The sequence below is a fragment of the Nonomuraea sp. NPDC049646 genome, assembly GCF_044465525.1.
Classification (GTDB): Bacteria; Actinomycetota; Actinomycetes; order Streptosporangiales; family Streptosporangiaceae; genus Nonomuraea.
In genome coordinates, this window is the sequence record NZ_JBITLU010000001.1 from 888,982 (window position 1) to 912,843 (window position 23,862).

Genomic DNA, 23,862 nt, shown 5'->3' on the forward strand with positions numbered 1-23,862 from the left:
CGGCCGACCGTCGACCGGAGGGCTTGGAGACACCCCGATGCATATCTCTTCCCAGCGGGACGAGCGGATCGCGGCACTGCCGGAACACCTCCGTGACCAGATGCTGCGCAGGCTGGCCGGCCGGTCGGCCGCCGAGCCGATCCCGCGCACGGACACCACCGGCCCGGTCCCGCTCTCCCCCGCCCAGGAGCGGCTCTGGTTCATGTACGAGCTGGACCCGGACGCCGTGGACTACCTGGTGCCGCTGGCCGTACGGCTGAGGGGCGAGCTGGACGTGCCCGCGCTGCGGACCGCGCTCACCCGGGTGGTGGCCCGGCACGAGACCCTGCGCACCACGTTCGGGTCCGTGGACGGGCGCGGCACGCAGCGGGTCATGCCCGCCGCCCCGGTGCCGCTGCCGGTGACGGACCTGTCGGAGCGTCCCGGCGAGCTGGACCGCCTGCTGGAGGAGGAGGCCCGCCGGCCCGTGGACCTGCGCGTGGGGCCGGTGTTCCGGGCCCGGCTGATCCGGCTCGGCCCGCGCGAGCACGTGCTGACCGCCCACGCCCACCACATCGTCACCGACGGCTGGTCCTCGCGGGTGCTGCTCGACGACCTGGCCGCCCTGTACGCCGAGGCCGCCGGCGGCCCGCCCGCCGGCCTGCCGCCGCTGCCGGTGAGCTACGCCGACGTCAGCGCCTGGCAGCGGGAGCGGGCCTCGGGGCCGCAGGCCGCCGAGCAGCTCGCGTACTGGCGGCGCAGGCTGGACCGGCTGGCCCCCATGGACCTGCCGACGGACCGGCCGCGCCCGCCGGTCAGGAGCTCGGCCGGGGCTGCGTGCGCGTTCGAGGTGCCGGCGGACGTCACCGGGCGGCTGCGGGAGATCGGCGAGCGGGCCGGCGCCACGCTCTTCATGACGCTGGTCGCCGCCGTGCACGCGCTGCTGGCCCGCTACACCGGCCGTCCGGACGTGGCCGTGGCCACCGTCGTGTCCGGCCGGGACCGGGTCGAGACGGAGAACCTGGTCGGCTTCTTCGTCAACACGCTGGTGCTGCGCGGCGAGGTGGACGAGTCGCGCCCGTTCGAGGAGCTGCTGGACCGCACCCGCACGACGGTGCTGGACGCGTTCGCCCACGACCGGGTGCCGTTCCAGCGGCTGGTGGAGGCGCTGCGCCCGGAACGCGACCCGAGCCGCCCGCCGCTGACGGAGGTGGCGGTCAACCTGCGCAACCTGCCGCCCGGCACGGCCGCCTTCCGCGGCCTGCGGGTCACCGAGCTGCCGCCGCCCGTGCTGGCCGCGAGCATGGACCTGTCGTTCGACTTCACCGAGCGGGACGGCGGCCTGGCCGGGAGCCTGGCCTACAACACGAGCCTGTACGGGCCGGACACCGCCGAGCGGATGACCGCCCACCTGGTGCGCCTGCTCGCCGGGATCTCGGCGGCCCCCGGACGGCCGCTGGCCGGCGTCCCGCTGCTCGGCCGCGCCGAGCACCGGCTGCTGACCTCGTTGTGGCCCGGGACCGGCGCCGGGCCGGAACCGCTGACGGTGACCCGGCTGTTCGCCGAGCAGGTGGCGGCCCGGCCGGAAGCCGAGGCCGTGGTGTGCGCCGGCCGCTCGCTCAGCTACGGCGAGCTGGACGAGCGCGCCGACCGGCTGGCCCGGCTGCTGGCCGCCAGGGGCGCGGGGCCCGAGCGGTACGTCGCGGTGGCGCTGCCCCGGTCGCTCGACATGGTGGTGGCGGTGCTGGCGGTGCTCAAGGCGGGGGCCGCGTACCTGCCGGTGGACGTCGGGCAGCCGGCGGAGCGGATCGCGGCCATGGTCGGCGACACCCGTCCGGTGCTGGCGGTGGCCACCGGCGAGAGCGCGTCCGCGCTGCCCGCCGGCCTGCCGTACGTCGAGCCGGACGACCCCGCGCCGGCCGGGCCGCCCACCGGCGTCCCGGTCCCGGCCGCGCGGCCGGAGAACCCCGCCTACGTGATCTACACCTCCGGCTCCACCGGCCGGCCCAAGGCCGTGGTGGTCACGCACGAGGGCGTGCACGACATGGTCCGCCTCCAGCGCGAGCGCATGGACGCCGGACCGGGCGCGCGGGTCCTGCAGTTCGCCTCGCTCTCCTTCGACGGCGCCTTCTGGGAGCTGGTGCTCGCCCTGCTGTCCGGGGGCACGCTCGTGGTCGCCGCCGACGACGAGCGCCCGCCGGGCGCGCCGCTGGCCGGGCTGATCGCCCGCGAGCGGGTCACCCACCTCACGCTGCCGCCCACCGCGCTGGCGACGCTGCCCGAGGACGGCGTGCCGCGCGGCGCGGTCGTGGTGGTGGCGGGCGAGACGTGCCCGCCGGAGCTGGTGCGCGCCTGGTCGCCGGGGCGGCGCGTGTTCAACGGGTACGGGCCCACGGAGACCATGGTCGGCGCCACGCTGAGCGAGCCGCTGACCCCGGCGGACGCCGACCCGGGCCCGGTCCCCATCGGGCGGCCCTTCCCGAGCATCCGGGCGTACGTGCTGGACGAGCGGCTCAGGCCCGCGCCCATCGGCGTGCCGGGCGAGCTGTACCTCGGCGGCACGCGCCTGGCCAGGGGGTACCTGAACCGGCCCGGCCTGACCGGCGGGCGGTTCGTGGCCGACCCGTACGGGCCGCCGGGCAGCCGCATGTACCGCACCGGGGACCGGGCGCGCTGGCTGGCGAACGGGCGGCTGGAGCACGCCGGCCGCACCGACGACCAGGTCAAGCTGCGCGGGTTCCGGATCGAGCCGGGCGAGGTCGAGGCCGCGCTGGCCGGGCAGCCGTCCGTGGTCGCCGCCGCCGTCGCGGTCAAGGAGGACGCGAACGGGACCAGGCGGCTGGTGGGCTACGTCGTACCGGCCGAGGGCGGCGCGGACCCCGCCGGGCTGCGCGAGGCGCTGCGGCGGCGGCTGCCCGAGCACATGGTGCCGACGGCGTTCATGCTGCTGCCCGCCCTGCCGCTCACCCACAGCGGCAAGGTGGACCGGCGGGCCCTGCCCGCGCCGACCGGCGCCCGCCACAGCGGCGAGGAGTACGCCGAGCCGCGCACCCCGGCCGAGCGCGTGCTGGCCGAGGTGTGGGCGCGGGTCCTCGGCGTCGAGCGCGTGGGCGTGCACGACAACTTCTTCGACCTGGGCGGCGACTCCATCCTCGGGCTCCAGGTCGTCGCCGGGGCGCAGGCGGCCGGGCTGGCGCTGACGCCGCGCCTGATGTTCCTCCGCCAGACCGTCGCCGACCTGGCCGCCGAGCTGCCCGACGACCTGCCGGGCGGCCTGCCGGGCGGCCTGCCGGGCGACCGGGACGCCGACGACGGCCCGGTGAGCGGCGAGGTGCCGCTCACGCCGATCCAGCACTGGTTCCTGGAGAACCTGGCCGACAGCCTGCCCCGCTTCAACCAGGCGGTCGCGCTGGAACCGCCCGAGGAGGCCGGCGAGGACGCCATCGAGGCGGCGCTGGCGGCCCTGATCGAGCGGCACGACGCGCTGCGCCTGCGGCTGGAGCGCGACGGCGACGGCTGGCGGCAGCACAACGCCGCCGCCGAGCCCGCCCGGGTGCTGCGCCGCGTCGACCTGTCCGGCCTGCCCGAGGACGAGCGCGCCGGGCACGCCCACCGCGCGGCCGTCGAGGCGCAGACCGCCTTCGAACTCGACCGCGGACCGCTGATCAAGGCCCTGCTGTTCACCGGCGACGGCCCCCGGCGGCTGTTCCTGGCCGCCCACCACCTGGTCGTGGACGGCGTGTCGTGGCGCGTCCTGCTGTCGGACCTGGAGGTCGCCTGCCGCCAGGCCGCCGCCGGCGAGCCGATCCGGCTGGGCCCGCGGACGACGTCCTTCCGCGAGTGGGCGCTGCGCCTGCGCGACCACGCGGCGGCCGGCGGCTTCGACCACGAGCTGGACCACTGGCGGCGGGTGCGCGAGCTGGCCGCCGGGGCGCCCGCGCTGCCCGTGGACGACGCCACGGGCGGCAACCTCGCCGGCGACCTGCGGACGGTGACGACCACGCTGGACGCCGCCCTCACCCGCCGCCTGCTGCGCGAGGTGCCCGAGGTCTACCGGACGCGGATCGACGAGGTGCTGCTCGGCGCGCTCGGCCGCGTGCTGGCCGACTGGACGGGCGGCGCCCGCGTGCTGGTCGAGCTGGAGGGCCACGGACGCGAGGAGCTGTTCCCCGGCGTGGACCTGTCGCGCACGGCCGGCTGGTTCACCACCGTCTCCCCCCTGGTGCTGGAGCTCCCGGACGGCGGCTGGGGCGACCTGCTCCGCTCCGTCAAGGAACAGATCAGGGCGGTCCCGCTGCGCGGCCTCGGGTACGGCGCGCTGCGCCACCTGTCCCCCGCCGGGGCCGAGCTGCGCGACGACCGGCAGCCCGAGGTGGCCTTCAACTACCTGGGCCGGATGGACTCGCGCGGCATGCTGCCCACGCCCGAGGGCACCGAGCGCGACCCGCGCCAGGAGCGCGCCCACCTGCTGGAGGTCAACGCCGTGGTGCGCGGCGACCGGCTGGAGATGCGCTGGTCGTACTCGTGCCGGCGGCATCGGGAGCCGACCGTGGCAGCCCTGGCCGAGCGGACGGCGGCGGCGCTGGCGGAGATCGTCGAGCACTGCGCGGAGCCCGGCGCGGGCGGCTGCACCCCCTCCGACTTCCCGCTCGCCCGGCTCGACCAGGCCGCCGTGGACCGCGTCGCCGGCGACGGCCGCTCGGTCGAGGACGTCTACCCGCTCACGCCGCTGCAGGGCGGCCTGCTGTTCCACTCGCTGGCCGACCCCGCCACCGACACCTACACCTCCCACTTCAGCCTCCTGCTCGACGGCGTGGACGACCCCGAGCGGCTGGCGCGGGCCTGGCAGGAGGTCACCGACGACGTCCCGGCGCTGCGCACGGCGATCGTCTGGCAGGACGTGCCCGAGCCGGTGCAGGTCGTGCGGCGCGGCGTGCGGCTCCCGGTCGAGCAGCACGACTGGCGCGCGCTGCCGGAGGCCGGGCGGCTGGCCGAGACCGAGCGGCTGTGGGCGGCCCGCGCCGGACGCCGCCTCGACCTGGCCGTCGCGCCGCTGGCCCGGCTGGTCGTGGCCCGCCTGACCGACACCCGGGTGCGGGTCTTCTGGACCGCGCACCACCTCATGCTCGACGGCTGGAGCGCGGCCCAGGTGCTGACCCAGGTGTTCGAGCGGTACGCGGGCCGGCCGGCGCCGGTGCGCAGGCCGTACCGGGACTACGTGGAATGGCTCGGGCGGCAGGACCTGGCGGCGGCCGAGCGGCACTGGCGGCGGGAGCTGGCCGGGTTCACCGCGCCGACGCCGATCCCCTATGACCGGCCTCCGGCGCGGACGCACCGGTCGCGCTCGACCGCCGCCGTACGGGTGAGCCTGCCCGCCGACCGCTCCGCCCGCCTGTACGAGCGGGCCAGGAACGCCCGGCTGACGGTGAACACGCTGCTCCAGGGCGCGTGGGCGATCCTGCTGTCGCGCCACGCCGGGGAGCGCGACGTGTGCTTCGGCGCCACCGTCTCCGGCCGCCCCGCCGGGCTGCGGGACGCCGAGTCGATCGTGGGGCTGTTCATCAACATGCTGCCCGTCCGGGTCGAGGTGGACGGCGAGGCCGAGGTGTTCGACTGGCTGCGCCGGCTCCAGGATCGCCAGGCCGAGTGCCGCCAGTACGACTACCTGTCCCCCGCCCAGGTCCACCGGTGCGCGGACCTGCCGGGCGGCGTGCCCATGTTCGACAGCGTCCTGGTGTTCGAGAACTACCCCGAGGGCCGGCGCGGCGGGCACGGCGTACGGGTGCTGGAACACCTCGGCGACGAGCGCAGCAACTACCCGCTCATGATCACCGCGCACGCGGGCGAGGAGCTGACCCTCGCCGCCGACTACGACCCGGCGCTGCTCGACGAGGCCACCGCGGCCCGGCTGCTGGGCCGCCTGGAGGTGCTGCTCGACGCGCTCGCCGACGGCACCGCCCGGCGGACGTCGGACCTGCCGGTGCTCACCGCCGCCGAGCGCCGGCAGCTCGCCGCCTGGAACGACACCGCGGCGCGCTTCCCCGACCCCCGCCCGGTGCACGAGCTGTTCGCCGAGCAGGCCGCGCGCACCCCCGGCGACACCGCCGTGAGCTGCGGCGCCGACAGCCTGACCTTCGCCGAGCTGGACGGGCGGGCCGACCGGCTGGCGCACCTGCTGATCGAGCGAGGGGCGCGGCCGGGCACGCTGGTCGGCGTCTGCCTCGAACGCGGCGTGGACGCCGTGGCCGCGCTGCTCGGCGTGCTGAAGTCGGGGGCGGCCTTCGTGCCGCTCGACCCGGACTACCCGGCGGCCCTGCTGGCGACCATGCTGGCCGACTGCGCCGCGCCGCTCGTGGTCACCCGTCCGGCGCTGCTCGACCGGCTGGGCGGGACGCCTGCCCTCCTGCTGGACGACGCCGCCCTGGCCGCCGCCCCCGCCGGGCCGCCCCGGGTGGACGTCGGGCCGGACGACCTGGCGTACGTGATCTACACCTCCGGCTCCACCGGACGGCCCAAGGGCGTGATGGTCGAGCACCGCAACGTCCACCACATGACCCACGCCTGGGACGCCCGCTACGGCCTGGCCGGGACCCGGCCGCGCTGCCTGGCGGTCTCCAGCCAGTCGGTCGACCTGTTCTTCGGCGACTTCCTGCTGTCGGCGATGTTCGGCGGCGAGATGGTGATCTGCCCGGCCGACCGCGTCGGCGACCCGCGGGCGATGGCCGACCTGCTGGTGAGCAGCCGGGCGCAGCTCATGGTGACCGTGCCGTCGCTGGCGGCGGCGGTGAGCGAGGAGCTGGAGCGCACGGGCCGGCGGCCGGAGGCGCTGCGGGTGCTGATGGTCGGCTCGGAGGGCTGGCCGGTGGCCGAGGCCGAGCGGGTGCCGGCCCGCCTGGCGCCCGGGACGATCGTGGTCAACGCCTACGGCGCGACGGAGACCACCGTGGACTCGACGGTGTTCCAGCTCGGCGCGGCGCCCATGGGGCAGGGGCCGTACGCGCCGATCGGGCGGCCGTTCGCCAACACCCGCGTGCACGTGCTCGACGCCGGGCTGCGGCCGGTGCCCGTGGGCGTCACCGGCGAGATCTGCGTCGCCGGGGACGGGGTCGCGCGCGGTTACTGGGGGCGGCCCGAGCTGACCGCGAGCCGGTTCGTGCGCGACGCGTCCGGGGAGCGCGTGTACCGCACCGGCGACCTGGGCCGCTGGCGGGCCGACGGCGAGCTGGAGATCGTCGGGCGCGCCGACGACCAGATCAAGGTGCGCGGGTTCCGGGTGGAGCTGGGCGAGGTGGAGGCCGCGCTGGCCGCCCATCCCGGGGTGGCCGCCGCCGCGGCGGCCGGGCACCGGGACGAGGCGGGGCGGACGCGGCTGGTCGGCTACGTCGTGCCGGCGGGCGCGGACGCCCCCGGCCCGGCCGAGCTGCGCGCGTTCCTGGCCGCGCGGGTGCCCGCGCAGGCGGTGCCGTCGGCGTTCGCCCGGCTGGACGCCCTGCCGCTGACCGCGGGCGGCACCCTGGACCGGCGGGCGCTGCCCGTGCCCGACGGGCCGCTCGACGCGGCCGTGCCCCGGGTCGCCCCGCGGAACGCCACCGAGTCGCTGCTGGCCGGGATCTGGGCCGAGGTGCTCGGCCTGGACGTGGCCGACGTGGGCGTCGAGGACGACTTCTTCGACCTCGGCGGCGACTCCATCCTCAGCATCCGGGTGATCTCGCGGGTGCGCGCGGCGCTCGGCGCGGCCCCCTCGCCGCGCCAGCTCTTCGACACCCCCACCATCGCCGCCTTCGCCGGCACGCTCACCGCCGCCCCCTCCTCGGTCTCCGACGCTCTCGAACGGGTCACGGGTGACGCGGGCCTGCCGCTGTCCTTCGCCCAGCAGCGGCTGTGGTTCCTCAGCGAGTTCGAGCCCGGCGGCTCGGAGTACAACACCGTGTACGGGCTGCGCCTGTCCGGCGAGCTGGACGTGGCCGCGCTGCGTGCCGCGCTCGACCGGCTGGTGGAGCGGCACGAGGCGCTGCGCACGGTCTACGGCGACGTGGACGGCCGCGGCACGCAGACGATCCTGCCTCCCGCGCCGCCGCCCCTGCCGGTGACCGACGTGTCCGGCGACGGCGATCCCGAGCGGGCGATGCGCGAGGCCGTGCGGCGGGAGGCGTCCCGGCCGTTCGACCTGCGGCGCGGGCCCGTGCTGCGGGCCAGGCTGGTGCGGCTGGGCGCCACCGAGCACGCGCTGGCGCTGGTCATGCACCACATCGCCACCGACGGCTGGTCGATGGGCGTGCTCGGCACCGAGCTGGGCGCCTGCTACGCCGCCGCGCTGCGGGGCGAGCGGGCCGAGCTGCCACCGCTGCCGGTGCGGTACGCCGACTTCGCCTCCTGGCAGCGCCGGCACCCGTCCGACCCCGGCTACTGGGAACGCCGGCTGGCCGGCCTCACGCCGCTCGCGCTGCCGGTCGACCGGCCCCGCCCGCCGGTGCGGGTGCCCGACGGCGCGATGCGCCTGCTCGACGTCGCGCCCGGGACGCTGGACCGGCTCAAGGCGCTGGCCCGCGCCCACGACGCCACGCTGTTCATGGTGCTGACCGCGGTGACGCAGGTCCTGCTCTCCCGGATCTGCGGCCAGCGGGACGTCGCCGTCGGCACGGCGACATCCGGCCGCGGCCGGGCCGAGCTGGAGGGGCTGGTCGGGTTCTTCGTCAACACCGTCGTGCTCAGGTCCACGGTCAGCGGCTCCTCGACGTTCGCCGCGTTCCTGGCCGACGTGCGATCGACCGTGCTGGAGGCGTTCGAGCACGAGGACGTGCCGTTCGAGCGGCTGGTCGAGCTGCTGCGGCCCGAGCGGGACCCGAGCAGGAACCCGCTGGTGGACGTCATGGTGGTGCTGGACAACACGCCGTCGGCCGACCCCGACCTGCCGGGGCTGCGCGCCGCGCCGCTGCCGGCCGTCTCCGACCAGGTCAGCCACGACCTGACGTTCGACTTCCACGAGCACGGCGGCCGGCTGACGGCGGCCATCGGCTACAGCACCGCGCTGTTCGACCACGCCACCGCCGACCGGCTGGCCGGGCACCTGGCGACCCTGCTCGACGCCGTCGCGGCCGACCCCGGCGCCCTCCTGACCGACCTGCCGATCATGACGGACGCCGCGCGGGCGCAGGTCCTGACCGGCTGGAACGACACGCGCGACGCCGCGCCGCCCGCGCTGTTCGCCGACCTGTTCGCCGAGCGGGCCCGCGCCGACGCCGGCCGTCCCGCGCTGGTCTTCGGCGCCCGCACGCACACCTTCGCCGAGCTGGACGCCCGGGCCGACCGCCTGGCCCGCCTGCTCCGCGCCCGCGGCGCCCGGCCCGAGACCCTGGTGGGCCTGGCCTGCTCGCGCGGCGACCGGACCGTCGTGGCCCTGCTGGCGGTGCTCAAGGCCGGGGCCGCCTTCCTCCCGCTGGACCCCGACCTGCCGGACGAACGGCTGTCGTTCATGCTGGACGACGCCGCGCCGGTGATCGTCCTGACCGACCGGGAGGCGGCCTTCGGCCCGCCCGTGCCCGGCGAGCTGATCATGCTGGACGATCCCGCGCTGCTCGACGGCCTGCCGGACGGCCCGCCGGACTGGCCCGCGCCGCGCCCCGAGCACCCGGCGTACGTGATCTACACCTCGGGCTCGACCGGCCGCCCCAAGGGCGTGGTGCTCGAACATCGCGGGCTGGCCAACCTGTTCCTCGACCACCGGGCCGGTCTCATCCGCCCCGAGGCGGGCGGCGGGCGGCTCAGGGCGGGGCTCACCGCGGCGTTCAGCTTCGACACCTCGCTGGAGGGCGTGCTGTGGCTGGCCGACGGCCACGAGCTGCACGTGATCGACGACCTCACGCGGCGCGACCCGGAGGCGCTGCTGTCCTACATCGACCGGCACCGGATCGACGTGCTGGACCTGACGCCGTCCTACGCCGAGCAGCTCGTCCCGCTCGGCCTGCTCACCGGGGACCGGCACCGGCCTGCGGTGGTCATGCTGGGCGGCGAGGCGGTGGGCGAGGCGCTCTGGCGCGACCTGCGCGAGGCCCCGGACACCGCCGGCTACAACTACTACGGTCCGACCGAGTGCACGGTGGACACCCTGTACTGCCGCCTGTCCGACAGCGAGCGGCCCGTCGTGGGCCGGCCGATGCGCAACACCCGCGCGTACGTGCTGGACGACTGGCTCCGGCCGGTGCCCGTGGGGGTGGCCGGGGAGCTGTACCTGGCCGGTGACCAGCTCGGCCGCGGCTACCTCGGCCGGCCCGCGCTCACCGCGGAACGGTTCGTCGCCGGGCCGTTCGAGGAGGCGGGCGGGCGCATGTACCGCACCGGGGACCTGGCGCGGTGGCGTCCCGACGGGATGCTGGAGTACCTCGGCAGGACCGACGACCAGGTCAAGGTGCGCGGGTTCCGGATCGAGCCCGGCGAGATCGAGGCGGTGCTCGGCGAACACCCGCAGGTGGCCCAGGCGACCGCCGTGGTGGTCGGCGGCGGGAGCGACAGCGGGCCGGGCGTGCCGCGGATCGCCGCGTACGTCGTGCCGGTGGCCGGGGCCGTGCCCGAGCCCGCCGCGCTGCGCGACTTCGCCCGCGGCCGGCTGCCCGGCTACATGGTGCCGCACTTCTTCGTGACGCTGGACGAGCTGCCGCTGACCAGCAGCGGCAAGGTGGACCGGCGGGCCCTGCCGCGGCCGTCCGCCTCGGCCGGGGGCGCGGACGACCGGCTCGCGCCGCGCGACGGCGTGGAGTCGGCGCTGGTCCAGGTGTGGGCGGAGGTCCTGGGCGTCGAGCCCGCGGCGGTCGGGGTCGAGGACAACTTCTTCGACCTGGGCGGCGACTCCATCCTCAGCATGCAGATGGTGGCCAGGGCCAGGCGCGCCGGGATCGCCGTCACGGCCAAGGACCTCTTCCTCCACCAGACGATCGCCGAACTCGCCCCGGTCGCCCGCGACGCCGCCCCCTCCCCGATCACCGACGCCGCGCCCTCCACCACTGGGCCCGTTCCGCTGACGCCGGTGCAGCGGGCGTTCCTCACCGGCCGCCGGGTCGCCCCGCACCACTACAACCAGTCCATGCTGGCCGAGCTGACCGGCCCGGTGGAGGAGGAGGCACTGCGAGCCGCGCTGGCCGCGCTGGCCGACCGGCACGACGCGCTGCGCGCCCGCTTCGAGCGGGACGGCGACGACTGGCGTCAGCACGTCGCCCCCGCCGGAACCGCGCCGGTGCCGCTCACCCGGCACGACCTGACGCACCTGGCCGGGGACGCCGAGCGGCTGGCCGCCATGGACGAGCTGGCCGCCGCCGCGGACGCGGGCTTCGACCTGGCCCGCGGCCCCCTGTGCCGGGCCCTGCTGTTCGACGCCGGCCCCGGCCACCGGCCGTGGCTGCACCTCACCGCCCACCACCTGGTCGTGGACGCGGTCTCCTGGCGGATCCTGACCGAGGACCTGGAGACCGCCTACCGGCAGGCCGCCGGCGGCGAGCCGATCGACCTCGGCCCCGCCTCCACGCCGTTCGGCACGTGGGCGGCCAGGCTGGCCGGGTACGCCGCCGGGGACGAGGCGGGCCTGGAGGCCGCGTACTGGACCGGGCTGCCGGACCCGCCGCCGCTGCCCGTGGACCGCGACGGCGACAACCTGGTCGGCTCGGTCGCCGCCGTGTCCGGCGCGCTGTCGCCTGAGGAGACCCGCGCGCTGGTCCGCGCCGCCCCGGCCGCCTTCCGCGTACGGCTCCACGAGCTGCTGGTCGCGGCCCTGGCCTGGACGCTCAGCCGGTGGAGCGGCGAGGACCGGGTCGTGATCGACATGGAGGGCCACGGGCGCGAGCCGCTGTTCGACGACCTCGACCTGAGCAGGACGGTCGGCTGGTTCACCGCGGAGTACCCGGCGGCCCTCACGCTGCCCGGCGGCGACGACTGGGTGAAGATCGTCCGGTCGGTGCGCGAGCAGCTTCGCGCGATCCCCGGCAACGGGCTCGGCTACGGCCTGCTGCGCCACCTCGGCCCGCCGGGATCCGCCGGGTCGGCGCTGGCGTCGCGGCCCGTCCCGCAGGTGTCCTTCAACTACCACGGGCAGGCCGACGCGGGCGGCGACCACGGCGGCGAACATGGCGGCGAACATGGCGGCGGTCTCCTGTACGCCCTCCACGACCCGATCGGCCGCGAGCAGAGCCCGCTGGAACGGGCCGACCACCTGCTGGAGGTCGTGGGCGCGATCCGGGACGGCCGGTTGTCCTTCGACTGGTACCACTCGCGGAACCTGCACGACCGGGCCACCGTGGACCGTCTCCTGGCGGACTTCCTGACCGCCCTGCGCACGCTGGCCCGCCACCCGGGGCCGCGCCGCGCCGCGAGCCCCGGCCGGGAGGGGTGACATGGACCGCCTCGACCTGCCGGGCCTGCTCGCCGAGCTGGCGCGCGGGCACCGCGTCCCGGGCGCCCAGCTCGCCGTCCACCGCGGCGGCCGGACGACGACCGCCGAGTACGGCGTCGAGACGCCGGGCGGCCCACCGGTGACGTCCGGCACCGCGTTCCCGCTGGGCTCGCTGACGAAGCCGTTCACCGCGACGCTGGCCGCCATGCTGGCCGACGACGGCGACGTCGGTTTCGGCACGCCGCTCGCCGGGCCGCTGCCCGAGCTGGGCCCGGCCGCCGCCGAACTCACGCTGGCCCGGCTGCTCAGCCACACCGCCGGCCTGGCCGCCAACGCCGAGGACGCCGACCGCGCGCCCAGCAGGCGGGCCTGGGCCGAGGAGCACTGCGCACCCGCCTGGCCGGGCATCGGAGCCGCCTTCTCCTACTCCAACGCCGGGTACGTCCTCACCGGCCACCTGATCGAGTCCGTCACCGGGATGACGTGGTGGGAGGCGGTGGAGGACCTGCTGCTGGCCCCGCTGGAGATCACGCCCGCGTTCGTGGCGGGCCCGCCGACGGCCCGGCGGGCGGCGTCCGGCCACAGCGTGCACCCGTCCAGGGACGTGGTGGTGGCGGTGGAGGAGGAGGGCTCGCCCGTCGAGGCGCCGGACGGCGCGCTGGCGCTGAGCGCCGCCGACCTGGTCGCCTTCGCCCGCCTGCATCTGGGGGACCCGTCCCTGCCCGCGCTGCTCGGCGGCGACACGCTGCTGCGGCTGCGCGCCGACCGGCTCGCCGGGGCCGCGATCGGCCCGTACGGCATGGCGGACGGCTGGGGCCTCGGCTGGGCGCTCCACCGCCGCGACGGCGCCGAGTGGTTCGGCCACGACGGCACCGGCGAGGGCACCTCCTGCCATCTGCGCGCCGACCCCGTGAGCGGCACGGTCGTCGCGCTGACCACGAACGCCAACACCGGCCTGGCCGTGTGGCGCGACCTGGTCGACCGGCTGGCGGCGGCGGGCGTCGAGGTGGGCGACCACCGCCCGCTGGCCGATCCGGGCCCGCCGGTGCCGGGTCCGCCCGGCTGCGCGGGCACCTACGCCAACGGAGCGGCCAGGTTCGAGGTGAGCGAGGACGGCGCGGGCGGCCTGAGCCTGCGGTCCACGGGAGCGATCACCTGCTTCCCCGGCCTGGTGTTCGCCGTCGGCGAGCCGCCGCCCCGGGGCCGCACCGCCCACGCCGGCCGCTTCATCGGCGGCGGCGGCCGGATCGACCTGATCCAAGTGACCGGACGGCTGGCCCGCCGCCTGCCGCCCGGGTCCTGAGCGGGAGGAACGCGTCGACCATGAAGGATTCCGCTGTGGCGGCCGCGCCCGCGCCGCTGTCGCGCAACAGGAGCTACGCCACGCTGTGGAGCGGGCAGTTCCTCTCCGAACTGGGCAACGAGATCAACTTCATCGCGATCCCGCTGCTGATCCTGGCCATGTCCGGCTCCGCCCTGGAGGCCGGGCTGGCCTCGTCGGTGGTGGCGGCCGGTCACATGATCGCCAACCTGCCCGCCGGGGTGATCGCCGACCGCTGGGACCGCAGGCGCACCCTGCTGGTCTGCCAGACCGGGCGGGCGCTGGCCATGGCCTCCGTCGCCGCCGCCGTCTGGCTGGACGCCTACTCCTTCCCGCACATCCTGCTGGTGGCACTCCTCGACGGCCTGCTCGGGGCCGCGTTCGAGCCCGCGGAGCAGGCCGCGCTGCCGCAGGTGGTGCCGGCCTCGCAGCTCTCGCGGGCGGTGGCGGCCAACACCGCGCGGCCGTTCATCGCGACCCTGGTGGGGCCGGCGCTGGCCGGCTTCCTGTTCGCCGTGCAGCGGGCGATCCCGTTCGTGGTGGACGCCGTCATGCTCGCCTGCTCCTCCGTCGCGCTGCTCTTCCTGCGGCTGCCCGCGCGGCCGGAGCCGGCCGGGGAGGAGCGGGGGCCGGGCGGCGATCTCGTGGCCGGGTTGCGGTGGGTGCTGGGCCGGCGCGTCATCAGGACGACGCTGCTGTGGATGCTCGTGTCCAACCTGGTCTTCACCGCGCTGATCATCATCGTGCTGGCGACGTCCCACGAGGACCAGGTGGGCGCCGGGGTGATCGGGCTGAGCATGGCGTGCATGGGGGCGGGCGGGCTGCTCGGCGCCGCGCTGGCCGACCGGCTGCACGCGGCGCTGCCCGCGCCGGTCGTGATCGTGGGCTTCTCCTGGGTCACCGCCGCGCTGACGGCGCTGATGGCCGTCGTGCCGAGCGGTCTGCCGCTCGGGCTGCTGCTCGGCTGCGCCGCGTTCTTCGTCCCGCTGGCCAACACCACGATCCTGACGTACCAGATCACCGTCACCCCGGACGCGCTGCGCGGCCGGCTGACGGGCGTCACCGGGCTGTGCGGCGGCGGCGCGGCGGCGCTCGGGCCGCTGCTCGGCGGCGCGCTGGTCACGGCGGGGACCGGCGGCATCCTGGCCTGCGCCGCCGCGCTCGCCCTCGTGGCGACCGCGACCACGCTCAGCCCGACGCTCCGCCGCTTCCCCACCACCCGCCCCTGACCGCAGCGGCGGCGGCGCTAGCACTGCACGGTGACCCTGGCCTGGTCGAAGCGGCGGGCGGCGAGGTGTTCAGGGCGGATCAGCCAGTAGAGGGCGCCGGTGTCCCCCCAGCTCATCTTCGCGTCGCCGTCGCTGTCGAACTGGGCGAGCAGCACCCAGCCCCCGGCTTCCCGGTCCAGGGCCGGGGCGCCCCACGAGTGACCGCCTCCGAGTGCCGCCTTCGCGATCTCGTACTCCACCGGGCCCTGCACCGGCACGGCGTGGCCGCCGAGCTGGTGGCCGATGCGGGTGCGCAGCCGCTGGAAGGCGCGCAGGAACGGCCGGAGCCGGGCGGGCGTGTCACGAGGGCCGGGCCAGTGCCCGCCGTCGCCCAGCAGGGCTTGCCTGACCTGGGGCAGCCACACGTCAGGGGCGCTCTCCTCCACGCCCGCGGCCAGCTCCACGCGCGGGTACGGTTCCAGCCCCGCGGGCGTTCCGGCCCGGCGGACCGGCGTGCCCTCCGGGACGTACAGCACCTGGGCACCGGCCCACGTCCCGGGGTCGTGGGGCGAGACGAACGAGCCGTCGTCGCCCTCGTCACCCTGGCCGTCGAAGAAGAAGAACAGCAGGGTCCCGTCCTGCGGGAAGGCGGCGGTCAGCCCGGCGCGCGGGAGCGTCGCGCACCGCACCGACGCGATGAAGGACAGCGGGCCGTGCCCCGGCCACTCGGGCCAGACCGTCCCGGCCGGCAGGTCCGGCTCCCCGCCGAGGGCTGCGACGGCCCGCTCGCCATGCGCGGCCCGGCGCAGGCGGACGCATGGACGCAGCAGTGCGATCCACCGCTCGGCGAGGTCGGCGGGCAGGTGCTCGGCAGCGAGCCGGGAGTACCGGTCATCAGTCATGACAGTCATGATGGAGCGCGTCACCGACACCCGCGCCGTCCACCGGACGCCGGCCCCGCGCCCTACTTGGTCAGGGATTCGGCGACGAGCCGCCAGATGTCGGCGGCCAGGTCCATGTTGCCGCTCTGCTGGGCCTGCTCGGCGAGCTTGCGCAGCCCGGCGAGCGCCGTGTCCTGCTCGCCCTCCAGGAGCAGGACGCGGTGGCGCAGGACGTCGAGCCGCATCCGCTCCTGGTAGGTGAGCAGGTCGTCGAAGCCGGTCAGCCGGTCGAGGACCGTGCGGGCCTCGTCGAGGTCGCCGGTGAGGACGGCGATCCGGGCGCGCACGGCCAGCAGTTGCTGCTCGATGGTGGGGGCGCCCGCGAACGGCAACGCGGCCTGCACTTCCGCGACCCGCCGCCGGGCGGACTCCGTCCTGGGCGGATCGGCCCTGAGGTCGAGCCGGGCCGCGCCGAGGCGCAGACGCATCCAGAGCGTCAGGTCGTCACGGCCGTCGAAGCCGTCGACGGCCTGGTTCATCAGCTCAGCGCCGGTGTCGAGGTCGCCCTGGCGGAGCCGGACGTTGGCCACCGTCCACACGGCCTGGGCCCACAGCGCTCCCGAGACCTGGTCCGCCAGCGCGAGCAGTTCGTCGGCGTGCCGGGCGGCGTCGGGAAGCCGACCCGCCTCGCCCAGCGCCGACACCAGGGCCAGCAGCGTGGAGACCCGCACGCGGGCGGGCAGCGACTCGCGGACGGCCAGCTCGTGGGCGCGGGTCGCGGCATCGACGGCGCCGGCGATCTCTCCGGTGCTGCGCATGCAGCGCGACAGCGCGGCCAGCACTCTGGACTGCAGCTCGGGCAGCCCGATCTGCGCGCTGAGCGTGACCAGCTCGTCGAGGCAGGCCCGCTGCTCGGCGTACTCCTGACGCCACTGGCGCCATTCGGCGACCTGCCAGAGGGCCTGCCAGCGCAGCAGGGGGTCCTCCCCGCCGGAGGTCTTCAGGGCGTCGCTGAGGGCCTGGCCGCCTTCGTCCTGGCTCAGGCCGGTGGCCAGGGTCAGGCTCTCCGCCAGGGAGGTGGCGGTGGACCGGGTGAGTTCGGCGGGGCTGATGCCGAGCTGTGCGGCCAGGTGCGTGACGGCCCGTTCGGTGGGCTGGCGCGCCCCTGATTCCAGCCGGGACAGGTATCCGGTGGACATGCCCTCGCCCGCGAGAGCTGCGAGCGTCAGGCCGCGTTCGGTCCTCAGTTGCCTGAGCCGGCGGCCGAACACTGGTTGTTCGAGCATCTCCGAACTCCCGGGTAGCGGTTGACGTCGTCCGACGTGCGCGGTCACGCCCGAGGTTAGCTCATTTGCCTCCATGTGGACAAGTTCTTGCCAGGGGCGCTGCCTGCTCGCCGCCGACTTGGCAATTCATTTGGCAAATACTTGCCAAAGTCGTGGCAACAGTCGTAACGTTCCTGTCGTCGCCGACGGCCCTCGTCGCCGACAAGCCAGAAGAAGCCCAAAGGAGCACCGCCATGTCCCCCACCCTCGCCCTCACCGACCAGGACCGGCTCACCCTGCGCACCGCCGCCTGGGGCGCCGTCTCGCTGATGTCGGCCGCCGGTGCCGCCGGCTCGGCGCACAAGGCCGCCGCCGCGGGCTCCGTCGCCCTGACCTCCGCGACCGGCCCGGTCGGGCACGTGCTGGCCAAGGCGCCCAAGGGCGTGAAGTACGGCAGGACCGTGGCCGAGCTCGCCGACCAGGTGCTGCCCGCCCTGAACGCCTCCATGGGCCTGCTCAAGGAGGTGGCCCCGGCCGAGGCCGACAACTTCCGCCGGACCGTCCTGGTCGCCGTCGAGGCGGCCACCGAGGGAAGGCCCAGCCCCACCATGACCGAGATGGCCCGCAAGATAAGCGCGGCCCTCGCGGCGAGCACCGCGACCGGGCGGGATCGCCCCGAACTGGACAGGGCCATGCAGGCGTTCGTCGAGGCCGGGGTGGCCACCGGGATGCAGCTGCGGGTGAACGACGAGCGCGGCGAGTGGGTCGGCACCGCCGGGGTGCGCGAGCTGGGCTCGCCGGACAAGCCGCCGGCGGACGGACGGTTCCGGGTCGGCAGCTCCACCAAGACGTTCGTCGCGACCGTGGTGCTCCAGCTCGTGGCCGAGGGCAGGATCGGGCTGGACGGCCCGGTGAACGGCTACCTGCCCGAGTTCGGGCTGGACGAGCGGATCACCGTACGGATGCTGCTGCAGCACACCAGCGGGATCTTCAACCACACCGGCGAGTACTACGAGGACGGGACGTTCGCGCCGGGCATCGCCTGGTCGGGCAAGGAATGGGTGGAGGGCCGGTTCCACACCCACCAGCCCGAGGAGCTGGTCCGGCTGGCGCTGTCCAAGCCGGCGCGCTTCGAGCCGGGCGCGGACTGGAGCTACGCCAACACCAACTACGTGCTGGCCAGGCTGGTGATCGAGCGGGTCACGGGCCGCTCGTTCGCCCAGGAACTGCAGCGGCTGATCGCCGGCCCGCTGGGGCTGACGGGCACCGAGGCGCCGGGCACCTCGACGGAGATCACCGGGCCGCACGCCCACAGCTACTACCGGTACGAGGACGGCGGCCAGGAGCACACGGTGGACGTCACCCGCCAGAACCCCTCGTGGATCTCCGCCGGCGGCGACATGATCTCCACCACCCAGGACCTGCACACGTTCTTCGCCGCGCTGAACGGCGGCCGGCTGCTGCCCGCCGAGCTGCTGGCCGAGATGCGCAAGCCGGACCCGAAGATCGGCTACGGCCTGGGGATCTTCGAGCAGGACCTCGGCGAGCGCGGCGGCACCGTCTACCACCACAACGGCGGCATGGCCGGCTCCGCGGCCCTGATGTACAGCACGCCCGACGGCGGCAGGACGATGACCGCCTCGGTGACCTACGTGGACGACGCCGGCCTGTCCAAGGCGGCGGCCTTCCAGCAGGCGGCACAGCGGCTCGTGGACGCGGTGTTCGGCGACGGCCGGATCACGAACTGACAACAGCGACCAAGACCCCGGAAACGAGGACATCATGAACACGACGACCATCCGACGCGTAACCCTCGCGGCGCTCGCGACGGCGGTGCTGGCGGGAACCGCCGCCCCCGCCATGGCCACCCCCGCCGGAAAGGATCGCCCGGAGCTGCGCAAGGCGATGAACGCCTTCGTCGCCGCCGGTTTCACCGGGATCCAGCTACGCGTACGCGATCAGCAGGGCGAATGGGCCGCCGGCGCCGGAGTGCGCAAACTGGGATCGGCCGCCGCGCCCCCGGCCGACGGGAGCTTCTGGACGGGCAGCATCGTCAAGACCTTCACCGCGACCATGGTGCTGCAACTGGCGGCCGAGGGCAGGATCGACCTGGACAGACCCGTCGCCGCCTACCTGCCCGGCTACGGGCTGGACGAGCGGATCACCGTACGGATGCTGCTCCGCCACACCAGCGGGATCTTCAACTACACCGGCGAGTACAAGCCCGACGGGACGATCGACGAGCCCGGGATCCCCGCCAACGGGGACGATTGGGTGCCCAACCGGTTCAGGAGCTACGAGCCCGAGGAACTGGTACGCCTGGCCCTGTCCAAGCAGCCGCGCTTCGAACCCGGGACGCAGTGGAGCTACTCCAACACCAACTACACGGTGGCGCAGCTGATGATCGAGAAGATCACCGGCCACTCCTACGCCACCGAGCTGAAGCGGCGCATCACCGGCCCGCTCGGACTGCGCGGCACCCTCGCGGCGGGCAACCGCACGACGGCACTCCCCGGGCCCCACGCCCACGGCTACTACCGGTACAAGGACCGCGTGATCGACCTCTCCCGCCAGAACCTGTCCCTGCTGACCGGCGCCGGTGACCTGATCTCCACCACACAGGACCTGACCACGTTCTTCTCCGCGCTGAACGGCGGCCGGCTCCTGCCCGCCGAACTGCTGGCCGAGATGCGTACGACGATCCCCACGCCGCTCCCCGAGCAGGACTACGGCCTCGGCGTCTGGGCGCAGGACCTGGGCCCCGGCTGCGGCACCGTCTACCAGCACAACGGCAGCCCGCCGCACGGCTACGGGGCGCTGATGTACAGCTCGCCCGACGGCAGCAAGACCCTGACCGCCTCGGTGACCTGGGTGGACTCGGCCACCAGAGGCCCGGTGAAAAACTTCCTGCCGCTCGTGGACGCCCTCGTCAGGCAGGAGTTCTGCGACACGCCGGCCGGCTCCGCCGACCAGGGTTGACCGGCCGCACGGCGAGTCGCCGCCGGTGAGCGCGGTGCGGGCGGCGCCGGAGCCGTCCCTGGAGGTCTCGCCGGACAGGGCTCCGCGGCTCGGCGTACGGAGCAGCCGGCCGAGGACCGGGTTCACCGGACGGGTCTGTCCAGCGCCTTCCAGGTGGGGATCACGACCGGCGGCGCCGTCCCCACAGGAGGTAGGCGAGGGGGCCGACCGGCTGCACGAAGATCGCCGGCCACCACAGTCCCTTGCGCCCCCTGACGTCCGCCCTGGGCCGGAACCAGAGATCCACCGCCGCGGCCGTCGTGGCCGCGAACTCCGCGGACGCCAGCACCAGCAGCCAGCTCCGCTGCCTGTTCGACAGCTCGTTCCATCGCATCGACCGGCTCCTCTCTCTCAGTCCTTCGGCACCAGGATGACGGCGTCCGCGCGGGAGCGCCCGAGCAGAAGGTCGCGAGTCCGCGGGACTTCGGACCCTGACAGGTCCGCCGACGCCCGTCACGATCGCCGGCGGCGAAGTGCGGTGCTCCTCGCCGAAGCAGGCCGATTCCCAAAGTCCGCCTGGCCAAGGCCTTCCGCCCCTACGCCGCCACCATGCGAGCCGATGGCATGGAGGGGAGAGCCGACAGGAGGGACACCATGCGAACCGTCGTGAGAGACGTGATGACCACCCAGGTTACGGCGGTGGGAGCCGACACCCCGTTCAAGGACGTGGCCGACGTCCTGGTGCGGAACGGGATCAGCGCCGTCCCGGTGGTGGACGCCGACGATCGCGTCATCGGCGTGGTCTCCGAAGGGGACCTCATGCGCAAGGAGGAGTTCCGCGAGCAGTACTGCGGCGAGAGCCACCACCCGCCGCTGCGCGCGCGGCTGCGCCGACGCGTCACCAGGCAAGGCGACGGGAAGGCCGGCGGGCACACCGCCGCCGACCTGATGACCGCTCCCGCCGTGACCGTCCCCGCGACCGCCTCCACGGTCAGGGCCGCGCGGATGATGGACGAGAGCGGCGTCAAGCGGCTGGTCGTGACCGACGCCGAGGGCCGGTTGAAGGGCCTCCTCAGCAGGCGGGACCTGCTGCGGATGTACCTGCGGGACGACGACGAGACCAGACGCCGCGTCGCCGAGGGCATCCAGCCGCAAGCCGGAGGGGAAGGCCGCGACGGCGGGGTCGTCGTCGAGGTCCACGACGGCATCGTCACACTGTCCGGGTATGTGGGCAGGCGCAGCTAGGCGGCGTCCGCCGTCCACGCCGCCGGACGCACCTGAGCGCGGCTCCACGACGGCGACAACCCGTCCGAAACCGGTGACGACCGCCGGCCGGATGCGGATCACCTGCCGTGCGAGGCCGCGCCGGCGTTCACCGGACGCTCCTGACCACGGCCAGCGGGCCCGGCGCCCGATGGAGCAGTTCATGGGTGACCGAGCCGAGGACCGTCCCGGCGAACGCGCGGTGTCCGTGCGAGCCGACCACCAGCAGGCCGGCGCGGATCGCCGCCTGGCGCAGCACCTCGACGGGGTGGCCGTGCACCTGCTCCTCGACGAGCGCGACGTCCGGATACCGCCCGGCGAGGGGGCCCACCGGGCCCGGCGTGTCCGGAAGCTCCGCGGGGTCGAACCGGCCGGGATGCGCGGCGGTCCTGGCGTGCACGACGCGCAGGCGCGCCCCTCGCAGCCGCGCCTCCTTGAAGGCGAACTCCAGCACCCCGTGGGAAGCGGGCGAGCCGTCCACACCGGCCACGACCTCCTCCTGGGGCGGCAGGGGCTGCTCGCGGACCACCACGACGTCGCAGGGCGCGTGCCCCGCCACGCCGTAGGCGACCGATCCGAGGAGCATCCCCCGGAAGCCGCCGACCCCGTGGTTGCCGACGACCAGCAGCTCGGCGCTGTCCGCGGCGGCGATGAGCGCGGTGCGCGGATCGTCGGGCAGGAACGTGGTGTCCACGGCGATCTTCGGCTCTTCCCGCCGCGCCCGTGCCTCGGCCGACTCCAGCACGCTTCTGCCGCCCTGGCGCATCCACGCGCCGACCTCGGCGTAGGGGCCGGCCCCCGTCTCGTACGCCCACCGCGGCATGGCATGCGCCACCAGCAGCGGCAGGTCGCGCAAGGCCGCCTCTCGCGCGGCCCAGGCGACGGCCTCCAGCCCGGCCTGCGAACCGTCCACTCCGACGAGAATCATGTGCCCTCCCTGTGTCTCCACCAAGGACACGCCGGGACCGGTTCCCGGCTCCACGGTCGAAGGGCCTCAGCAGAGAGGGCCTTTGGGCCTCTCCGGGATCACGGGCGGCCGGCGTTGCGTGCCGGACCCGCCGTCACTCCTGCTGGTTCCAGCGCGCGATCGGCACTTCGGGGACGGTCTGCCCGCCCTGGACCTGCAGAGTGATCGACGTCCTGTCGTCGGGCGGCGCCGGGAAGTAGACGTAGGCCCGGCCCTTCTGCCCCTCGGCGAGGTGGTGGATCTGGTTCTCCGCCCAGCGGATCGGGAAGTAGCGCGCCTGGGTCGCCGGGTCCACGACGGTGATGGCCCCGTAGCTGGACGGCTGGACGAAGTCGTTCACCCACCCCTCGAACGGTCCCGGGATCGGGACGTTGTCCACCAGGGCGGTGACGTCGAAGCTGATCACCAGGTAGGCGCCGTCACGGAAGGCGGGCAGCACGTCGACCTTGTACTTCCCGCCGTGCTCGAAGCTCGTCACCGCCTCACCGGGACTCGCGCGGAACGGCGCGGGCGGCAGCACGGAACCGCGCACGTCGCCGACGGCCGGCTCGGTGGTCGTGGCGCCCGGCTTCTCCTGCTTGATCGTGTACGAGATGTCGACGCGGCGGTTGAGCGCGCGGCCCTCGGGGTTGTCCGCGCCGCCCGGCTGCTCGTTCGGGGCGACGGGCTGGGTTTCGCCCTTGCCGTCCGTCTTGTACTGGTAGTCGGTGCCGAGCTTGGCCTGGAGGTACCGGGTGACCGATTCCGCTCGCCGTACGGAAAGCTGCTGATTGTAGGAGTCGTCGCCCTTGCTGTCGGTGTGGCCGGTGACGATCACGGGCGGCTTGGCCGGGTCGGCGCGGCGGCGGGTCTCCTCGACGACCTCGTCGAGGACGGCGGTGGCCTTCGGGTTGAGCGTGGCCTTGTCGAAGGCGAACAGGACGTCGGTGCGCAGGCCGATCGTCTCGGTGCTCCCGTCCTGCTTGGTGGTCCGTTCGGGGGTCTCGACCAGCTCTTCGACGTCCCAGGCGCCTTCCCAGATCTGGCCTTGGGGCGCCACGACCTGCCACGGGTCGCCCGGCTTCGAGACCGGGTCCGCGGCGCCCTGCGTGACGGGGATCCCGGTCAGGGGGCCCATCTGCGTCGTCGGCGCGACCGTGACGGTCTTCGTCTCGGGCGGCAAGGGCGGGAAATAGATCTCCACCGGGTGCGGCACGCCCGGCTCGAAGTCGTCGGTGAAGCTGCCGTGCCGCGTGCCGAACACCTGGCCGTCACGGTCGTTCTCACGGAGCGGCGTGTAGTGCCTGCCGTTGACCGCGTCGAGCAGCCGGAAGTCGGCGAAGTCCGCCCGCAGCCGGTCACTGGCGAAGTGACCGGTCTGGGGCTTCCGGGTGGGGTTGGTGATCACCATGCGCAGGATCGTCAGCCTGGGACGGCGCTCGACGGCCTTGACCTCGACCCGGAACGGCTCGGGGACGTCCCACCCGGCCAGCCCTTCCACGGCGTACACGGCCGGCGGCTGTGGCTTCGGCGGAGCGGTCGCCTGCTTCGCGGGTCCCACCTGGGATGATCCGCACGAGACGGTCAGCAGCGCGACAGCGAGCACAGCGACAGAGCGCAACGTCCCTCCCCGAAATGATCGGAACGGGGAGGCTACTACAGGTC

At 75.0% G+C, this 23,862-nt stretch carries 11 protein-coding genes; 6 read left to right on the forward strand and 5 right to left on the reverse strand.

Features of this window, described 5'->3' with window-relative positions; genetic code table 11:
* The first annotated feature begins 37 nt into the window (after window positions 1–37).
* Genes ACIBQ8_RS03970 through ACIBQ8_RS03980 form a run of 3 tightly spaced genes read left to right on the forward strand, consistent with a single transcriptional unit; the run spans window position 38 to window position 14,905 of the window.
* Window positions 38–12,355, forward strand: a complete 12,318-nt coding sequence (locus ACIBQ8_RS03970) for an amino acid adenylation domain-containing protein (protein WP_397190993.1) — start codon at window positions 38–40, stop codon at window positions 12,353–12,355.
* Window position 12,356: 1 nt separating this feature from the next.
* Window positions 12,357–13,658, forward strand: a complete 1,302-nt coding sequence (locus ACIBQ8_RS03975; protein ID WP_397190994.1) for a serine hydrolase domain-containing protein — start codon at window positions 12,357–12,359, stop codon at window positions 13,656–13,658.
* Window positions 13,659–13,678: 20 nt separating this feature from the next.
* Window positions 13,679–14,905, forward strand: coding sequence for an MFS transporter (locus ACIBQ8_RS03980; protein ID WP_397168883.1), 1,227 nt, complete (start codon window positions 13,679–13,681; stop codon window positions 14,903–14,905).
* 17 nt (window positions 14,906–14,922) lie between these two features.
* Here ACIBQ8_RS03980 and ACIBQ8_RS03985 read toward each other — a convergent pair whose 3' ends face one another.
* Both ACIBQ8_RS03985 and ACIBQ8_RS03990 read right to left on the reverse strand, forming a co-directional pair.
* Complete coding sequence (locus tag ACIBQ8_RS03985) at window positions 14,923–15,786, reverse strand: YwqG family protein (RefSeq protein ID WP_397190995.1); 864 nt, start codon at window positions 15,784–15,786, stop codon at window positions 14,923–14,925.
* Between the two features lie 62 nt (window positions 15,787–15,848).
* A complete protein-coding gene (locus ACIBQ8_RS03990) occupies window positions 15,849–17,051 on the reverse strand; it encodes a helix-turn-helix domain-containing protein (protein ID WP_397190996.1) in 1,203 nt (400 codons plus the stop codon).
* A gap of 233 nt (window positions 17,052–17,284) precedes the next feature.
* Between ACIBQ8_RS03990 and ACIBQ8_RS03995 the strand changes: the two genes are divergently transcribed.
* Window positions 17,285–18,778 (forward strand): serine hydrolase domain-containing protein, encoded by a 1,494-nt coding sequence (locus ACIBQ8_RS03995; protein WP_397190997.1) that lies wholly within the window; start codon window positions 17,285–17,287, stop codon window positions 18,776–18,778.
* A 34-nt stretch (window positions 18,779–18,812) separates the two neighbouring features.
* A complete protein-coding gene (locus ACIBQ8_RS04000) occupies window positions 18,813–20,009 on the forward strand; it encodes a serine hydrolase domain-containing protein (RefSeq protein ID WP_397190998.1) in 1,197 nt (398 codons plus the stop codon).
* Window positions 20,010–20,169: 160 nt separating this feature from the next.
* Here the strand turns inward: ACIBQ8_RS04000 and ACIBQ8_RS04005 are convergent, their stop codons facing one another.
* Window positions 20,170–20,382: a PLDc N-terminal domain-containing protein gene (locus ACIBQ8_RS04005; protein ID WP_397168890.1), complete on the reverse strand. Its 213-nt coding sequence runs from the start codon at window positions 20,380–20,382 to the stop codon at window positions 20,170–20,172.
* Window positions 20,383–20,642: 260 nt separating this feature from the next.
* On the opposite strand from ACIBQ8_RS04005, the gene ACIBQ8_RS04010 reads away from it, so the two are divergent.
* A complete protein-coding gene (locus ACIBQ8_RS04010) occupies window positions 20,643–21,233 on the forward strand; it encodes a CBS domain-containing protein (RefSeq protein ID WP_397190999.1) in 591 nt (196 codons plus the stop codon).
* A gap of 127 nt (window positions 21,234–21,360) precedes the next feature.
* On the opposite strand, the gene ACIBQ8_RS04015 is transcribed toward ACIBQ8_RS04010, so the two are convergent.
* Both ACIBQ8_RS04015 and ACIBQ8_RS04020 read right to left on the reverse strand, forming a co-directional pair.
* Window positions 21,361–22,179, reverse strand: coding sequence for a universal stress protein (locus ACIBQ8_RS04015; protein WP_397191000.1), 819 nt, complete (start codon window positions 22,177–22,179; stop codon window positions 21,361–21,363).
* Window positions 22,180–22,312: 133 nt separating this feature from the next.
* The gene (locus tag ACIBQ8_RS04020) at window positions 22,313–23,707 is read right to left on the reverse strand and encodes an OmpA family protein (protein ID WP_397191001.1); all 1,395 of its coding nucleotides are present in this window, start codon (window positions 23,705–23,707) and stop codon (window positions 22,313–22,315) included.
* Between the last annotated feature and the right edge of the window lie 155 nt (window positions 23,708–23,862).

What these genes read in the sequence shown, in the direction of transcription:
- ACIBQ8_RS04005 (WP_397168890.1), bottom strand. Translation starts at nt 20,382, where the DNA reads ATGCGATGGAACGAGCTGTCGAACAGGCAGCGGAGCTGGCTGCTGGTG.
- ACIBQ8_RS04000 (WP_397190998.1), top strand. Translation starts at nt 18,813, where the DNA reads ATGAACACGACGACCATCCGACGCGTAACCCTCGCGGCGCTCGCGACG.
- ACIBQ8_RS03995 (WP_397190997.1), top strand. Translation starts at nt 17,285, where the DNA reads ATGTCCCCCACCCTCGCCCTCACCGACCAGGACCGGCTCACCCTGCGC.
- ACIBQ8_RS03985 (WP_397190995.1), bottom strand. Translation starts at nt 15,786, where the DNA reads ATGACTGATGACCGGTACTCCCGGCTCGCTGCCGAGCACCTGCCCGCC.
- ACIBQ8_RS04010 (WP_397190999.1), top strand. Translation starts at nt 20,643, where the DNA reads ATGCGAACCGTCGTGAGAGACGTGATGACCACCCAGGTTACGGCGGTG.
- ACIBQ8_RS04015 (WP_397191000.1), bottom strand. Translation starts at nt 22,179, where the DNA reads ATGATTCTCGTCGGAGTGGACGGTTCGCAGGCCGGGCTGGAGGCCGTC.
- ACIBQ8_RS03990 (WP_397190996.1), bottom strand. Translation starts at nt 17,051, where the DNA reads ATGCTCGAACAACCAGTGTTCGGCCGCCGGCTCAGGCAACTGAGGACC.
- ACIBQ8_RS03975 (WP_397190994.1), top strand. Translation starts at nt 12,357, where the DNA reads ATGGACCGCCTCGACCTGCCGGGCCTGCTCGCCGAGCTGGCGCGCGGG.
- ACIBQ8_RS03970 (WP_397190993.1), top strand. Translation starts at nt 38, where the DNA reads ATGCATATCTCTTCCCAGCGGGACGAGCGGATCGCGGCACTGCCGGAA.
- ACIBQ8_RS03980 (WP_397168883.1), top strand. Translation starts at nt 13,679, where the DNA reads ATGAAGGATTCCGCTGTGGCGGCCGCGCCCGCGCCGCTGTCGCGCAAC.